The sequence below is a fragment of the Streptomyces sp. ME02-8801-2C genome, assembly GCF_033793965.1.
In the GTDB taxonomy this organism is placed as follows: domain Bacteria; phylum Actinomycetota; class Actinomycetes; order Streptomycetales; family Streptomycetaceae; genus Streptomyces.
Genome location: NZ_JARAXP010000001.1, coordinates 511,685 through 527,305, shown reverse-complemented (window position 1 = coordinate 527,305; position 15,621 = coordinate 511,685). Strand labels below are relative to the sequence as shown.

Below are 15,621 nucleotides of genomic sequence, written 5' to 3'. Positions count from 1 at the left end.
GGTGCGGCGGGGGCCGTGTCAGACCTCGGGACGCAGCATCGGAGGGTTGAGCAGGGTGGCGCCTCCGGCTCGGAAGAGCTGGGCCGGGCGCCCGCCCTGCCGGGTGGTCGTACCCCCGGTGGGGACGAGGAAGCCGGGGGTGCCCGTGACCTTGCGGTGGAAGTTGCGCGGGTCGAGGGCGACGCCCCACACGGCCTCGTAGACCCGGCGCAGCTCGCCGACGGTGAACTCGGTCGGGCAGAACGCCGTGGCCAGCGACGAGTACTCGATCTTGGAGCGGGCGCGCTCCACGCCGTCCGAGAGGATCTGGGCGTGGTCGAAGGCCAGTGGGGCCGCCTGTTCGCCGTCCCGGCCGTAGCCGCCCTGCTGCAGCAGTTCCTCGACGGGTGCCCAGCGCGCGCTGTTGGCGTCGCCGCCCGCCCTGGGGGCGGGCAGGTCGGGGGCGAGCGCGAGATGGGCGACGCTGACCACTCGCATCCGGGGGTCGCGCTTGGGGTCACCGTAGGTCGCGAGCTGTTCCAGGTGCGCGCCGTTGTCCTGAGCGGGGGCGATCGGATCGTGGGCGCGCAGGCCTGTCTCCTCGGCCAGTTCCCGTGCTGCCGCCTGCGACAGGTCCTCGTCGGCCCGCACGAAGCCACCGGGGAGCGCCCAGCGTCCCTGGAAGGGCGGCTCACCCCTGCGCACCGCCAGCGCGCACAGGGCATGACGACGCACGGTCAGCACGACCAGGTCCACGGTGACGGCGAAGGGCGGGAAGGCTGACGGGTCGTAGGGCATGCCGTGATCATAGTCGTCTGCCTGACGATAAACACTCCCTACTCCGGCCGCACCCATGGCTGATCCACAGTGGTCGGGGACGTGCGCCACCGGCCGCTTCCCTTCTCCTGACAGGTATCTTGTACGAGGTCACGCCCCCAGTTGCAGTCCTGCGGCGGCCTCCTCGACCATGGCGACACCGAGCCGACCGACCCGTACGGAGAAGGGGGCACCGGCGATCCGCAGCCCGGTCAGGCTGATCTCGCCCAGGGGCACGCTCCGTACGGGGCGGAGCCTGACCGTGCTCGCCGGGGCGTCCGGCCGGATGCCGGCCAGGGTGGCCAGCAGCAGCACCCCCGAGGCGGCTGCGGTCGCCGAGGGTCGGCAGGCCGCCGGGTGGGGCAGCGGGGCGCCCGGGTCCGTGCGCTGCTCCCCCGCGTACATCTCCGGCAACCGGAACTGGAACGCCTCGGCGGCCGCCAGGATGCCGCGCAGCAGCGCGCTCGCCTCCTTCTCGTACCCGGCGGTGGCCAGTCCCGCGACGGCCACCGCGGTCTCCTGGACCCGCACGGCTCCACTCCGGTGGCCGAACGGGTTGTATCCCGCCTCCTTGACGCCCAGGCCGCGCAGTCCCCAGCCGGAGTCCACGGCCGGCCCGCCGAAGAGCCGGGCGAGCTGTTCGGTCTGCACCTTGTCGAGCAGCCCGGGGGCATGTTCGCCCGCGCCCAGCAGGCCGGTGTCGAGGAGATGGGCGGCGACGGCGCCGAAGTGCGGCACGGTACGCCCGTCCGGAGTTCGGGCAGCCGCGGGTCTGCCGCCGCTCAGGTCGTCCATCCAGAAGTCGGCCCGGAACGCGATGCGCAGCTCCTGGGCCCACTGCCGCAACCCGGCACCGCCCGGCCGGCCGTAGGCGTCGAGGAGGTCGGCGCCCAGAAGGGCGGCGCGGTGTGCGTGAGCCTGCGTCTCGCAGCGCACCGGGCCGCCGGGCTGCGGATCGGGCAGGTAGGTGCCCTCGTCCACGGTCCCGCGCAGCCAGGTGAGACAGCGCTCGGCGGTCGGGAGCAGTTCCTCGATCGTCTGTTCCGGCAGCCCCCAGCGACGGGCCTCGGCCAGGAGCACAGGGAAGAGCAGTGTGGCCTCCGTACCCGTGCAGCCCGGTGGCAGGTGTGGGCCCGCGTCCCGGCGTGGTCCCGGGAGCATGCCGGATCTCGGTCCCGGACCCGGGAGTTGGGTGCGGGCGAGGGTCCGCAGCGTGCCCGCGGCGAGCCCGGTGCCCAGAGGCAGTGTCATTCGGGCGGCGGCAAGGGCTTCGGTCGGGGCCATGCCGCAGCGCCAGGGTGCTCCTGCCGCGAGATGGGTGTCGGAGGGATGCGCGGAGTCACGCAGAAGCAGGGCCTGCAGGTCGTCGATGCTGGTTTCGAGGAGCGCCTCGACGCGTGGATCGTCGCCGCCGGCCCGTGCCGACGCGAGAGGGCTGGTCGCCGCACGGCCCACGGCTCGAACGGGTCCCGCCCCGTCCTGCCGTATCCGCAGCTCCAGGGTCGAGGAGCCGCCCGGGGGCAGTTCGAGTTCCCACCGCAGCAGACCGGCGGAGGCCAGCGCGTCGGCGGGTGGCGGGTCGGCCGTGACGGCGACGCCGCCGGTGGCGCCGGACCAGCGCAGGCCGAAGGCGTGCACGCTGGCGGGCAGTTCGGGGCCGGCGGTGCCGGCGGCGATCATGCCCAGATCGGCCAGGTCGGTACCGAGTGACACCTCGACCGGCAAACGCAGCGGGCGCGGCGCCGAACTGCGCAGGGTGATTCGCTCCGTGCCGTCCGCGTGACGGATGCGCTCGACGACGACGTCAGGGTCCGGCCCGCCGTCCGGGGTCGCGCGTAACGTCCCCACGAACCGGGCGCGGTCGGCGGCGGTCATGCGGGCTTGTACCGGGAGAGGCTCACGACCAGCCACGCGGACCTGGCATCGGGCGAGCAAGCGCCTGCCCCCGCGATAGAAACCCTCCAGCCCTCGGCCCGTGAGCTGCCCTTGATCCGTGGAGATCGCGAGTCCGGGGAGGGCGACGCAGATCAGGGTGGTGTGGGTGGGGGGCAGCTGGGTGGGACGGTGGGCGGCAGGTGCCGCAGCAGAGGGTGCTCGAGGGGGAACAGGCGGCGCGGGCGATGGCAGTGCGCCCCTCGGCAGAGGTGCGGAAGGGGGCTCGCTGACCGGAAAGCGCGGCTGCGAGCCACGTGGAGCGCCACCGCTCCCGGGCGCTCCGCCGCCACCTCCTCGCAAGGGCGGTGCGGGTGTGTTTGCAGCCCGCCGGTCGTCGTCGGCGGCCGAGGGCGGGTGCGGCGGATGCATGGGCGGCTTCTTCTGCTCTCTGGGCGCCGAGGGCGCGCTCGGCACCTGGCAGGGGGCCTCGGCGGGACGGGGGTGATGCGGCGGCTCGGCCCGTCCAGGGGTTCCGCCACTCAGGTGAACGGACCAGGGCTTCCCCGAGTCACGCCTCCGGCGGGACAAGCCGACCGAATGGCGGTGAGGCGGAGCATGCGTCCGGCCCGCGCCGGAACGATCGCGTCGGCTGTCCGTTGTGGTCGGGAAGGAGAGGCGTCCGTGAGCCGTCCTGGCGTCGCTCAGTTGTACGTGGGCGGCACTGCCGTTGCTCAATCGCCGGCGGCGTGTTCCACCGCTGCCGGACCGCCCGCTCACCGGCGCTCGGCCGCGTTGCCGCCCGGCAGTCGTGCCGTCACCGGCGGATCGCTCCTCAGGCGTTCCGCCGCTGCTCGGTCGTCGGTAGCCGGTCCGCTCATCGTGCGCACGCCAGGTGTCTGTCCCGCCCCCGCCGGCCCGCTCGCCCGGCGCCCGCTTCCCGGCCGGGCGCCCGTCAACCACCCCGCCCCTCTTCACGCGTCGTTCCCCCTCGTCCTCCCGCGGCGAGGAGCGGTTCCTTCCGCGCCGGCGCTGGGTCGACGTACGACGGGCCTGCCCGAGGTCTGAGGACGAGTACTGCTCGTGCCCGTGGCACGGGGGCGGGTATCGGCGCCGTCTGTCGGGCCTACCCGCCGTCGACGCCTCGTGGCCGATTCCAGCGCCCGGGCGGCGCCGGTGACCGACGTCGAGCAGGACGGGGGGCCCGCGACATCGGACGGCGTGGCGGGTTCGGTGCCGTCGATCCGGCCGTCGCGGTCCATCCCCTGCCCGTAGTCGGCCCCGCTCGGTCCTCCGAGCCGCTCCGCGGCCTCGAACCCTTCCGGGTCCTCGTCCCAGCCGACGCCCATTTCCTGATCCCGGCCGGGGCCCCTCTCGTCGTCCCAGCCGATGCTCGTCTCCTCGCCCGCGTCGCCAGTCCCGGTCCGCTCGACGGACGGACTCGTCCGGGGCGGTCCGACTGCCGTGTGTGCTCGGCCGCCGCGCTCCGCGCGCAGACAGCGGCGGATCGACTCCGGGTCCAGACCCTCGTTGCAGGCCTGGTGCAGCAGGCGGGCGAACAGGTAACCGGGATCCGCACCCAGCGCCATGGCCAGGGCTTCCCTGGCCTCCAGGTCGTCGCCGGTGGACCAGGCGACCCAGCCCGCGAGTGTCAGAGGCGCCGCGGCGTGCTCGCGGTACGGCCCGACGCAGCGGCGCGCGAGAGCCCTCCAGAGGCGCAGGGCGGGCGCCGCCTCGTCGCCTTCCATCCACTCCGCCGCCCGATCGCGGGTCGTACGGTCCTGCAGGCCCAGAATCAGCGTGGCGGCCTCGTCGTGCGTGAGCAGTTCGTCGTCGCGGAGGTCCGCCAGGAACGTGCCGGACACGGCGGGGGCCTCGGCGAAGCGGCTCCTGACCCGGTGTGCCTGTCGCAGGGTCTCCTCGGCCACGTCCGCACGGCTCGCGCTGTCGAGGATGCGCGGGACCAGGCGGGCGTTGGCGGTGTCGAGCGCGTGTTCCTGTTCCAGCGCCGCAGCGGTCTCCCAGGGATGGAACCTGGCCCGCAACTCGCTCAACGTGCCTCGCACTTGTAGGCCGGCATAGGTAGCGGCAGCGGCCAGCACCGAGGTCCCGGGCAGGCCCATGGGCACCCCTTCGTCCGGACAGCACTCGGGCGTCACACAGCAGTAGGACCAGAACCGGTTGTCGGCGATGCACAGTGCCTCGACCACGGGTACGTCGAGACGACCGCACGCGGTGCGCAGCAACTGGGCGAGCGGGCGCAGCCGTTCCCGCACCTCGTGCCGGGCCTCACCCTTGGCCGGTTCCTGGCAGAGGTACACCACCATGCTCTCGGGCCGTGCTCCTCTGCGCTCGCTGCCGGTCACCAGACCGTGCGTCAGTTGCTGTGCAGCGGCGGGCCAGTCGTCCGGGTTCGCGGGAATGCCGAGCCGGGCGCGACCACCGAACCGGCCGCGGCCCTCCCTGTCGTGCAGCGCGACCAGAACGATGCTGTCCTCGGGGTGGTAGCCGAGCAAATAGGGCAGGGCGTCGGCCAGTTCGGCCGGGGTGCGGAGGGTGACCTGATGCGTTTCGCCGTGATTCGTCATGCGGTGACGATCTCGCGGATCTCCAGATTCCGCTTGAGCCTGTGGATAACTTCGATCAGGGGCACATCAAAGTCCACGCCGGGCGGAGGATGTGTGCTCAGCGACGGCCCACCCCGCTCACCCGGCCACGGCAAGGGTGAGCGGGAGTACCTGCTCGGCTCCGTTCTGGCGCAGCAGACGCGCTCCCACGGCCAGGGTCCAGCCGGAGTCGGTGTAGTCGTCGACGAGCAGGACCGGGCCGGGGGTGGCGGCCAGGGCGGCGGCAAGGCTCGCGGGCACGGTGAACGAGGCCGCCAGGGCGCGCAGACGCTGGGCCGAGTTGCTGCGGTGCGCCGCGTACTCGTCTGCCTGCTCGGTGTAGGCGAGGCTGCCCAGCAGCGGAAGTCTGCCGACCCGGGCCAGGCCCCCGGCCAGGGAGGCGACCAGCTGCGGGCGAGTGCGGGAGGGGATGGCGACGACGCCCACCGGTCGCGCCATCGCGTCGGGGGAGCCGTCGGCCCAGCCGCCCGGCGAACGGGCCCAGTCGGTCACCACCGTCACCACGGCGGCCAGCACATCGTCCGGAACAGGTCCGTCGGCGGCCTGCGCCGACAGCAGCGGACGCAGACGGTTGCCCCAGCCGATGTCCGAGAGACGGCCCAGTGCGCGCCCTGCGGCCGCCTGCTGGCCCGCGGGGATACGGCCCTTGAGGTCGATTCCGACGGCGGACATGCCCGAGGGCCACATCCGGCGCGGCTCGACCTCGACCCCCGGACGGTCCAACTCGCCGGTCGCCGCCGCGAGGGCACCCGGCGAGACGGCGGGGTCGAGCCAGGGCCCGGCGCAGGTGTCGCAGCGACCGCACGGGACCGCCTTCTCGTCGTCGAGCTGCCGCTGCAGGAACTCCATCCGGCACCCGTCGGTGGCCACATAGTCCCGCATGGCCTGCTGCTCGGCGGCCCGCTGTTTGGCGACCCAGGCGTAGCGCTCGGCGTCGTACGCCCATGGCTGCCCTGTCGCGGCCCAGCCCCCCTTGACGCGCTTGACGGCCCCGTCCACGTCCAGGACCTTCAGCATCGTCTCCAGCCGCGACCGCCGAAGATCGACCAGCGGTTCCAGCGCCGGCAGCGACAACGGGCGCCCCGCCTCCTCCAGAACCGTCAGCGTGCGTCGTACCTGCTCCTCGGGAGGGAAGCCCACCGACGCGAAGTACGCCCAGATCGCCTCGTCCTCCCGCCCGGGCAGCAGCAGTACATCCGCATGATCCACACCACGTCCCGCGCGCCCCACCTGCTGGTAGTAGGCGATCGGGGACGAGGGCGACCCCAGGTGCACCACGAATCCCAGGTCCGGCTTGTCGAAGCCCATCCCTAGCGCCGAGGTCGCCACCAGCGCCTTCACCCGGTTCGCCAGCAGATCCTCCTCCGCCTGCAGCCGGTCGGCGTTCTCCGTCTTCCCCGTGTAGGAGGCCACCGGATAACCGCGCTGCCGCAGGGACGCCGCGACCTCCTCCGCCGCGGCGACCGTCAGCGTGTAGATGATCCCCGAGCCGGGCAGCTCCCCCAGCCTCTCCCCCAGCCACGCCAGCCGGTGCGCCGCGTCCGGCAGGGCCAGCACCCCCAGCCGCAGGCTCTCCCGGTCCAGCGGCCCGCGCAGCACCAGGGCGTCCTCGCCTCCCGTGCCCAGTTGCTCGGCCACGTCCGCCGTCACTCGCGCGTTCGCGGTCGCCGTCGTGGCCAGCACCGGTACCCCGGCCGGCAGCTCCGCCAGCATCGTGCGCAGCCTGCGGTAGTCCGGGCGGAAGTCATGGCCCCAGTCGGAGATGCAGTGCGCCTCGTCGACCACCAGCAGGCCGGTCGTGGCCGCGAGTCTGGGCAGCACCTGATCACGGAAGTCCACGGAGTTGAGGCGCTCCGGACTGACGAGGAGAACGTCGGTCTCGCCGCGCTCGACCTCCCCGTAGATGGCGTCCCACTCCTCCGGGTTGGCCGAGTTGATCGTGCGTGCCCGGATTCCGGCCCGCGACGCCGACTCCACCTGGTTCCGCATCAGCGCCAGCAGCGGCGAGATGATCACCGTCGGACCGGCACCCCGCCTGCGCAGCAAGGCCGTGGCGACGAAGTACACCGCCGACTTGCCCCAGCCGGTGCGCTGCACCACCAGCGCCCGCCGACGCTCCTCGACCAGGGCCGCCACGGCCTGCCACTGGTCCTCCCGCAGCCGCGCGGACCCTCCCGGGGCACCGACCAGCTCGGCAAGGATGGCATCGGCCTCGGCTCGCAGCTCCTGGTTGTTCATGCCCCCATGCAACCCCACAGCACTGACAACGGCCCAATCGGCCGACCGTCCCGGCGGTGACGAGACGCGCACGACCGATCACAGGATCCGTCAACCGCGTGAGGCGCGGCCACGCGCGCGTACATATCTCTGAGGGACAGTCCGGAAGGGGCGCATTCCAGCCGGATAACAGGCCTCCACGGAACGCACGTTGAGGCGTTCGCCCGGCAACAGCGGCCTGTGACTGAGGGCCTGACTCAGTGTGCGGGGAACGTCACCACTGGTCCCCGCCCCGCAGCCTGATGACGGGAAGATGAACCAAGCCGAACAAGCGGACCAACGGCCCGTTCCCGGGCACCCCAGGCATCTACAAATGACACACCTGGCAGGGATATAATCCACAGATCACCAGAAGCCGGTCGGTGGCCCCATTTGCTCGTTGCCGCAACCCAGTTCGACAGCAAGAATTGGAGTCCGCTCCCCGCACGGCGTGTCCGTGGTCCGGCAGGGCTCCGCCGCGGTGTGCGCTCCCCAAGTCCGATCTCCCGCCCGTAGTGGGCGTGTAGCCGAAGGGAGGACCGTGACCTTCGGATTCGCTCCGTCCCCCGCGGCATCCATGTCGACGTCTGCCGACCTGTCCGCCGCTTCCACCAACTCAGCAGCCCGCATGCTCGAACCCGCGGAGTGGGCCGCAGCCGGGATTCCCCTGCTGCGCAATCCCCGCGAGGTCGTCAGCGGTCTGCACGCCCGGCACCGCCCGGGGCCGGCGACCGCCATCGTCGCTGTCCTCGATCCGGACGAGCGACTGCGGGCGAGCGCCTCGTTCACCCGTCGCTCGGCTCCGGCCGACGGCTGGATGTTCCGGAACTCGCTGCTCGCGCAGTTGCGCCGGGTCATCCCTCACGACCTGCGCCGCCGTACGCCGGTGCGCACCGCCGTGTTGCTCTACTGCCGTGACGGCGACGCCCGATGGACGCAGGAGGACGGCGCGTGGATGTGGGGACTGCGTGACGCCTGCACACTGCACGGGCTGCGCTGCGGCGCGTACATCACGCTGACCCGCGACGGCTGGCAGGTGCTGGGCGAGGGCCGCGGCGGGCGCCGCCCGAACGCGGATTCGCCGCCTGAGCCCTTCGCCATGTCCGAGGCACCTCCGCCGTTGCCGATGCCCCGCACGGGAGGCGCCGCCTCGGACATCCTGCGCCGGGCGGCAGCCCGCTGACCCCGGCGCACATCGACCGACCCGCGTGACCTCTCCGGCGTCTCGCCGGCCTCTGCCCCGCGCGGCCACGCCTGTCGGCCAGGAGTGACGGCCGCGGCGTGCAGTAAGTCGTACACAGAGAACGTCACCGCGGACAACGGCGTCCGCCGGTCGACGTACGGCAGCGGTACAGCACGCGCGTACGCACGCGGGCACACGACCACGCTGGACGGCAGGCAGCCGACGCGCCCGACAGCCGCACGCGTACGCGTGCTCCTGTCGGCACGGCATGCCCGCGTCCGGGAACGCCGAAGCGCCCACCGTGCGTTACCGCTTCAGCGACCCGCCCTCCGCCGGTCCGGTGTCGCTGGACCGGCCGTCCCCGGGACGGTTCCCGGGGCCGCTCGGACGAACCGGAACCGGTTCAGACGCGCGCGCCCAGCACCGAGTTGATCTGCTGCGGGTCGCCGCAGACGATCAACAGGGCACCGGCTCGGCCGAGGGCCGGCGGAAGGGCGGCAGCGGCCGTGTCGGCACCGCCGTTGACGGCGACGACGACCACGGGACGGGAGGCGGCACGGCTCAGAGCGGCGGCGTCGGCGTAGAAGACGTCGTCACCCGCGTCGTGCTGCGCCCAGTACGGCGCCTCGCCGAAGGACAGCTCATGCGCGGCCCACGGGTGCGGATCGCCGGTGGTGATCACCAGCACCTCGCCCGGGGCCCGACCCGACTCCAGGAGCAGGTCGACGGCTTCCTCGGCAGCGTCCAGCGCGCCCTCGGCCGAGGCCGGGATCAGCTGGATCTGCGGGGTCGCCGGGGCCTGGGAGGCAGGGGCGGAAGGGACAGGGGCGGCCGGAGCCGCGGACGGCCCGGGCTTGGCCGCGCCCGCGGTCGAGGCCACGGCCGCTGGCGCGTCGTGCGGTGCGCGCTGGGCCGGCGCCGTGGGCCGGAAAGGCCCCGGACGGCCGGGACGCGGCACAGCCACGGGGCGGGGACCGGGTACGGGACGAGGGGTCTGCGCGGTACGGCCACTGGCCGGAGCTACGCGGGGACCCTGGGCACTCTCGTGAATCTGAGGCTCCTCGGGAATGAGAGGCATGACCTGATATTTATCAAACGCCGGTGCGACTCGCGTCGGCGGGTGGCACATGAGTGCGGACGGAATTGTCAGAAGTCGAAGCCGAGCTGGCCCTCGATCTCCGGAACGCTCCCGACCGCCCAACTGCGGGCCTTCTTGAGATGCCGCCACTGGGGCAGCGCATCAAGATACGCCCACGACAGCCGGTGGTACGGGGTGGGCCCCCGCTCCACCAGCGCGGCCTTGTGCACGGGGGACGGATACCCGGCATTGGCCGCAAAACCGAAGTCTGCATGGTCGATACCCAGTTCGGCCATCATTTTGTCGCGCTGGACCTTGGCGATCACGGACGCCGCCGCGACCGCCACACACGACTGGTCACCCCTGATCACCGTGCGGACCTGCCACGGCGATCCCAGGTAGTCGTGCTTCCCGTCGAGAATGACCGCGTCGGGACGGACCGGCAAGGCCTCCAGGGCACGCTCCGCGGCGAGCCGCAGCGCTGCGGTCATCCCCAGATCGTCGATCTCCTCCGGAGAGGCGTGTCCCAACGCGTACGACGTGACCCAACTCCGCAGCACTTCCGCGAGTTGGGTACGCCGCTTGACCGCGAGGAGTTTGGAGTCGGTGAGTCCCTCGGGGGGCCGGCGGAGACCGGTGACCGCCGCGCAGACGGTGACGGGACCGGCCCACGCGCCCCGCCCGACCTCGTCGACGCCGGCGATGACCTTCGCTCCGGTCGTGGCGCGCAGGGAGCGCTCGACGGTGTGGGTGGGTGCTTCGTACGGCATGGCGCTCTTAGACTACGCCGCCCGGAACCCCGCTCGACACCCCGGTTCCCGCAAGCGACTTCACGCCCTCCCCGCCCGCAGCAGTGGAACCATCAGCTGGTCGATCATCTCCTCGATGTCCCGCTCCCCCCATTCGCTCCCGCACACCTTCGCTCGGTACATCATCATCGCCGGGATGGCGTCGAAAACGTAGCCGTTCGCGGCGTCGGGACGGGTCTCCCCCCGCTCGATTCCTCGGTTGAGGATCTCCCGGAGAAGCCTGGCGGCCGGCTCGACGAAACCTTCGAAGATCACGCTCTGGAAGCGCTCCACCTGCGGGCTGTCGCATTCGTGAATCACCGAGCGCAGTGCGAATCCGGGGCGCGAGAACATCGCCGCCCGCGCCTGCCGGCACAGCTCGACAAGGTCGTCCCGAACGCTCCCGAGGTCGGGCGCCCGGTCGAAGCGCGGCAGTCCGGCCTGGAGCGCGTCCGCGACGAGGTCCTCCTTCGAGGGCCAGCGCCGGTACACCGCGGCCTTGCCGGTCTGCGCTCCGGCGGCGACGCCCTCCATGGTGAGCCCGTTCCAGCCGACGGTACTGAGTTGTTCCAGCGCGGCATCGAGGATCGCGCGTTCGAGCACGGCGCCGCGCCGGCGGGGGGAGGCCGGCCGAGCGGGGGCGGCCGTCCAGCGCGAAGTAACCATCTGATCTGTCTCCAGCGGGCAAGGGGGAGCGGGGAGTGCGAGGATTATCAGGATTGTCGGTATTGCCATGATCGCCGACGCGGTGAACCGCAGAGATTACCCGGGCGACCGACAGGCGACCCGGCGGACGAGTTCAGTGAACGCTTGCGTTCACTGTCGGGGACTCACTACCGTTCGACGCGACAGTGAACGCAAGCGTTCACTAGTGCTCTTATGGGGGACCCAACAGTGACTACGTCTTCATTGACGAAGGACCAGAAACCAGGTGCGGCCCGCCGGGAAGGGCATCCCGGCATAGCGCTCACCGTCATCGCGGCCTGCCAACTCATGGTGGTACTCGATGCGACGATTGTGAACATCGCACTGCCGCACATTCAAGACGCCCTCAAGTTCAGCACCACCGACCTCACCTGGGTGGTCAGCGCCTACACCCTCACCTTCGGCGGCCTGCTGCTGCTCGGCGGCCGGGCCGGTGACATCCTGGGCCGCCGCCGTGTCTTCATGACCGGCATCCTGCTGTTCATCGCCGCCTCCCTGCTGGGCGGACTCGCCCAGGAACCCTGGCAGTTGCTGGCCGCGCGGGCCCTCCAGGGCGTCGGCGGCGCGATCGCCTCGCCCACCGCGCTGGCGCTCATCACCACCACGTTCGCCGAAGGCCCGGAGCGGAACCGGGCGTTCGGGGTCTTCGCCGCCGTCTCGGCCGGCGGCGGCGCCGTCGGCCTGCTCGCCGGCGGCATGCTCACGGAGTGGCTGAACTGGCGCTGGGTGCTCTTCGTCAACGTACCGATCGGCATCCTGATCGCCGTGCTCACGCCGATGTACATCGCCGAGTCGGAACGTCATCCGGGCCGCTTCGACATCGTGGGCGCGCTGACCTCGACGCTGGGCATGGCGTCCCTCGTGTACGGCTTCATCCGCGCGGCGGAGGAGGGCTGGCGGGACGGTCTGACGCTCGCCTCCTTCGGCACGGCGCTGGTCCTGTTGGCCGTCTTCGTCTTCGTGGAGATGCGCGCGAAGGAACCGATCACGCCGCTGAAGATGTTCGCCGACCGCAACCGGTCGGGCACCTACGTGATCATGCTGAGCCTGGCCGCCGCGATGTTCGGCATGTTCTTCTTCATCGTCCTGTTCGTGCAGAACGTCCTGCTCTACACGCCGATCGAGGCGGGCCTCGCCTTCCTGCCCGTGACCGTCGCGATCGCCACGGGCGCGGGCCTCTCACAGCGGTTCCTGCCGGTCCTCGGGCCCAAACCATTCATGGTCGCCGGATCGACACTGGCGGCGCTCGGCCTCACCTGGCAGGCTTTCATCACCCCCGACAGCTCGTACGTCGGCGGGGTCCTCGGCCCGATGGTGGTGTTCGGCTTCGGCATGGGCCTGAACTTCGTGACGCTGACCCTGACGGCGGTCTCCGGGGTCGCCGTGCACGAGGCGGGCGCCGCGTCCGGGCTGCTCAACGTCACGCAGCAGGTGGGTGGTTCGCTCGGCCTGTCCATCCTGACGACGGTGTTCGGCTCGGCCAGCCGCGACGAGGCGACGAAACAGGTGCCCAAATTCCTCGCCGAGGCCACGCCTGAGCAGAAGGCGGAGTTCGCCAAAACCAAGCAACTCCCCGCCCCCTGGAGCCACGAGGTACTCGCCCACGGCATCTCCACGGCCTTCATCCCGGCCGCCGCGATGGCCGTCCTGGCCCTCGCCACCGCCTGTTTCGTGATCCGCGTCCGCAAGAGCGACCTGGAGGCCCTGGCAGGCACGGCGAGCACCGCGGGCCCGGCGGGCGGCTGATCTCCCGACAGCGGCTCCCCAGTCGCTGCTCACGGCCCCACGCGGCCCGAGCGGCGTTCGGAAAGTGGTTGCGCGATCGCGATGGGGGCCGGCCGTCGATAGATCGCCTCGAGGAGCCGGAAGGCCTCCGTTCACCCGCCGCGTGAGCCCCCGGCAGCCCCACGCCGCACGCGCGCGCGTGCTACGCCCCCGCAGGCGCCCACAGAGGCAGTGATTCCGTCCGCTCCAGCCACGCCGAGGGCGGTGCCCCGGCCTTTCCCGCAGCGAGTACGCCGCCCACGATGGCGCAGTTCGTGTCCACGTCGCCGCCCACCTGGGCCGTCGCCCAGAAGGCGGCCTCGTAGTCACCCAGCGCACGCGCGGCCGACCAGAGCGCGAACGGCACGGTGTCGTGCGCCGTCGTACGCCGGCCACAGCCCAGTACGGCCGCGACCGTGCCGGCGTCGGCATAGTCGAGCATGTCCCGGGCACGTCGCAGCCCCGCGGAGACCGCGCTTCTCGGGATGAGCGCGAGCACACCGTCGAGGAGTGCACCGGCACTCACCGGACCGCCCGGAGCGGCCACCAGGGCGGCGGCAGCGGCGACCGCCATGGCGCCGACGACGGCCTCGCGGTGCTGATGCGTGGGGTAGGCGGAGATCTCCGCCTGATGGGTCGCCTGCTCCGGATCGTCCGCGTACCAGGCGCCCAGAGGGGCGATGCGCATGGCCGCGCCATTGCCCCAGGAGCCCTGCCCGTTGAACAGGGCGGACGCCAGCTCACGCCAGTCGCCGCCCTCCCGGACCAGTCGCAGGAGGCGGTTCACCGCTGGCCCGTACCCGCGGTCGAAGTCGTGGTGCCGCGCGAAGGAGTGGGCCAGCGCGTCCTGGTCGATGCGATGGTGCTCGGCCAGCACGGCCAGCACGGAGCATGCCATCTCCGTGTCGTCCGTCCACTGCCATGGACCGGGCGGCAGCTCGCGGAGCTTGAGCAGGGGGTGGTTCACGGGTACGAAGAACTGCGACCCCAGCGCGTCCCCCACCGCGAGCCCGCGAAGGCTGGCCAGGGCGCGCTCCAGGCGCTCGTGGGAAGAGGAATCAGCAGTCATCGCCCTGTCACTCTATCCGGTGATTCCGTACGATTCCGGCTCGCACCAACGCTCGAACGGGCGGTCGAGGGTGTACCTGCCGTCGCTCCCGAGAACGAGCATCCGCATCTCCGCGTTCCCCGGATTGGACAGCGACTCGAATTCCCCGACCGTCCAGTGGAACCAGCGCATGCAGAACAGCCGCATCGCCAGGCCATGGGTCACGAGCAACACGTTCGGCGGATGGTCAGGAGCCTCGAAGCTGCGGTAGAGGCTCTCCAGGAACCCGCCGACCCTGTCGTACACATCGGCACCGGACTCCCCCTGGGCGAAGCGGTAGAAGAAGTGCCCGTAGGCGTCCCGGTACGCCTTCTGCAGCCGTACATCGTCCCGGTCCTGCCAGTTGCCCCAGTCCTGCTCCCGGAGCCGGGGCTCCTCGCGTACGCGTATGTTGTCGGGGTTCAGGCCGAACGCACGCAGGGTCTCGAGCGTTCGGCGGTAGGGGGAGACGTACACGCTGACCTGCTCCTGCCCGAACACCTCGCGCAGCCGCTTGCCTGTCTCCTCCGCCTGTCGCCAGCCGCGTTCGGTGAGGGCGAGGGCATGGTCCGGCTCGCGCTCGTAGACGGTGTCATCGGCATTGCCCATTGACTCGCCGTGCCGGACAAGGACGATGCGCCGTGGTCTTACCATGCCAAAACCCTAGATCGGGTCGGCGCCGACCGGACACTTGCACGACCCCTATACGGCGTATGTCACACATGTCGTGCGCGTTGGAACACACAGCGTTGCGTCTCGGGCCGTCCGAATCGGCCGTCCGGCTCAGACTATCCAGCTGGGTTCCAGTTCGACGATGTCACCGGCGAGGGCCGCGACGTCCGCCTCCAGCTGGGCCCGCAGCGCCAGTCGCTCCACCCGCTCGGCCCGGTACTTGCCGTGCTCGGCGGCAGATCGCCACATCGACAGGATCAGGAACTCGTGCCCCGGCGCCTCGCCGAACAGGCCTCGCACCATGCCGGGCGAACCGGCCATCGCCGGGTTCCAGACCTTCTCCTGCATCAGCGCGAAGTGCTCGGCGCGCTCCTCGTGGACGCGGCAGTGTGCCACCCGTACCAGGTCGGAGTCCGTGAAGCGCGGCTCGAAGCCGGTCTTCACGTCGAAACGGTGATCGAACAGTTTGACCTGCTGGTCCTTGAAGGTGCCCGACTGGGCGGTGGCGAGCCGGTCATGGGAGCGGGCCATGAAGGAGTCGTAGAAGGCGCGGCTCTCCCAGAAGGCGAAGACGTGCGCCACGCCGGGACGCCCCCGGCTCCAGCCCCCGCCCTGCCCCCGGAATCCCGGCTCCCCCAGAAGTCCCGCCCACTTTCGCTGCCCCCGTTCGAAACCGCGGCGGTCCACCACGGTGCAGCGAATCCACTTGACCAGCACCGCGCCATCGTAAGGGCTCGGAGCGTGGCGTCGGTCACGCTCCGGCGGACTGCAACCGCGCGAGCGCCCCCGCGCGC

At 71.6% G+C, this 15,621-nt stretch carries 12 protein-coding genes; 2 read left to right on the top strand and 10 right to left on the bottom strand.

The window, feature by feature from the left end; all coding sequences use genetic code 11:
• Positions 1-18: 18 nt before the first annotated feature.
• The 4 genes from PV396_RS02345 to PV396_RS02330 form a co-directional block, all read right to left on the bottom strand.
• Positions 19-777 carry an NUDIX hydrolase gene (locus PV396_RS02345; RefSeq protein WP_319199876.1) on the bottom strand — a complete coding sequence of 253 codons (759 nt, stop codon included), beginning with the start codon at positions 775-777 and terminating at the stop codon, positions 19-21.
• Between the two features lie 129 nt (positions 778-906).
• Positions 907-2,823: a glycogen debranching N-terminal domain-containing protein gene (locus PV396_RS02340; RefSeq protein ID WP_416071326.1), complete on the bottom strand. Its 1,917-nt coding sequence runs from the start codon at positions 2,821-2,823 to the stop codon at positions 907-909.
• Between the two features lie 818 nt (positions 2,824-3,641).
• Positions 3,642-5,255, bottom strand: coding sequence for a DUF4192 domain-containing protein (locus PV396_RS02335; RefSeq protein WP_319199874.1), 1,614 nt, complete (start codon positions 5,253-5,255; stop codon positions 3,642-3,644).
• Positions 5,256-5,372: 117 nt separating this feature from the next.
• A complete protein-coding gene (locus tag PV396_RS02330; RefSeq protein WP_319199873.1) occupies positions 5,373-7,532 on the bottom strand; it encodes a RecQ family ATP-dependent DNA helicase in 2,160 nt (719 codons plus the stop codon).
• A gap of 559 nt (positions 7,533-8,091) precedes the next feature.
• On the opposite strand from PV396_RS02330, the gene PV396_RS02325 reads away from it, so the two are divergent.
• A complete protein-coding gene (locus PV396_RS02325; RefSeq protein ID WP_319199872.1) occupies positions 8,092-8,733 on the top strand; it encodes a hypothetical protein in 642 nt (213 codons plus the stop codon).
• 403 nt (positions 8,734-9,136) lie between these two features.
• On the opposite strand, the gene PV396_RS02320 is transcribed toward PV396_RS02325, so the two are convergent.
• The 3 genes from PV396_RS02320 to PV396_RS02310 form a co-directional block, all read right to left on the bottom strand.
• Positions 9,137-9,811, bottom strand: coding sequence for a hypothetical protein (locus PV396_RS02320; RefSeq protein ID WP_319199871.1), 675 nt, complete (start codon positions 9,809-9,811; stop codon positions 9,137-9,139).
• A 68-nt stretch (positions 9,812-9,879) separates the two neighbouring features.
• Positions 9,880-10,581 carry a ribonuclease HII gene (locus PV396_RS02315; RefSeq protein WP_319199870.1) on the bottom strand — a complete coding sequence of 234 codons (702 nt, stop codon included), beginning with the start codon at positions 10,579-10,581 and terminating at the stop codon, positions 9,880-9,882.
• Between the two features lie 60 nt (positions 10,582-10,641).
• Entirely contained in the window at positions 10,642-11,265 is a 624-nt protein-coding gene (locus PV396_RS02310) for a TetR/AcrR family transcriptional regulator (RefSeq protein ID WP_319199869.1), read from the bottom strand.
• Between the two features lie 228 nt (positions 11,266-11,493).
• On the opposite strand from PV396_RS02310, the gene PV396_RS02305 reads away from it, so the two are divergent.
• On the top strand, positions 11,494-13,050 hold the full coding sequence (locus tag PV396_RS02305; RefSeq protein ID WP_319199868.1) for an MFS transporter: 1,557 nt from the start codon (positions 11,494-11,496) through the stop codon (positions 13,048-13,050).
• A gap of 181 nt (positions 13,051-13,231) precedes the next feature.
• Here PV396_RS02305 and PV396_RS02300 read toward each other — a convergent pair whose 3' ends face one another.
• The 3 genes from PV396_RS02300 to PV396_RS02290 form a co-directional block, all read right to left on the bottom strand.
• Entirely contained in the window at positions 13,232-14,137 is a 906-nt protein-coding gene (locus PV396_RS02300; RefSeq protein WP_319199867.1) for an ADP-ribosylglycohydrolase family protein, read from the bottom strand.
• Between the two features lie 12 nt (positions 14,138-14,149).
• Entirely contained in the window at positions 14,150-14,809 is a 660-nt protein-coding gene (locus PV396_RS02295) for a histidine phosphatase family protein (RefSeq protein ID WP_319199866.1), read from the bottom strand.
• Positions 14,810-14,938: 129 nt separating this feature from the next.
• Positions 14,939-15,544 carry a YdbC family protein gene (locus PV396_RS02290; protein ID WP_044473835.1) on the bottom strand — a complete coding sequence of 202 codons (606 nt, stop codon included), beginning with the start codon at positions 15,542-15,544 and terminating at the stop codon, positions 14,939-14,941.
• Positions 15,545-15,621 lie beyond the last annotated feature (77 nt).

Bases quoted from the DNA above. Each gene is read 5' to 3' on its own strand.
- PV396_RS02295 (WP_319199866.1), bottom strand. From the start codon at position 14,809: ATGGTAAGACCACGGCGCATCGTCCTTGTCCGGCACGGCGAGTCAATG.
- PV396_RS02320 (WP_319199871.1), bottom strand. From the start codon at position 9,811: ATGCCTCTCATTCCCGAGGAGCCTCAGATTCACGAGAGTGCCCAGGGT.
- PV396_RS02310 (WP_319199869.1), bottom strand. From the start codon at position 11,265: ATGGTTACTTCGCGCTGGACGGCCGCCCCCGCTCGGCCGGCCTCCCCC.
- PV396_RS02315 (WP_319199870.1), bottom strand. From the start codon at position 10,581: ATGCCGTACGAAGCACCCACCCACACCGTCGAGCGCTCCCTGCGCGCC.
- PV396_RS02330 (WP_319199873.1), bottom strand. From the start codon at position 7,532: ATGAACAACCAGGAGCTGCGAGCCGAGGCCGATGCCATCCTTGCCGAG.
- PV396_RS02345 (WP_319199876.1), bottom strand. From the start codon at position 777: ATGCCCTACGACCCGTCAGCCTTCCCGCCCTTCGCCGTCACCGTGGAC.
- PV396_RS02335 (WP_319199874.1), bottom strand. From the start codon at position 5,255: ATGACGAATCACGGCGAAACGCATCAGGTCACCCTCCGCACCCCGGCC.
- PV396_RS02300 (WP_319199867.1), bottom strand. From the start codon at position 14,137: ATGACTGCTGATTCCTCTTCCCACGAGCGCCTGGAGCGCGCCCTGGCC.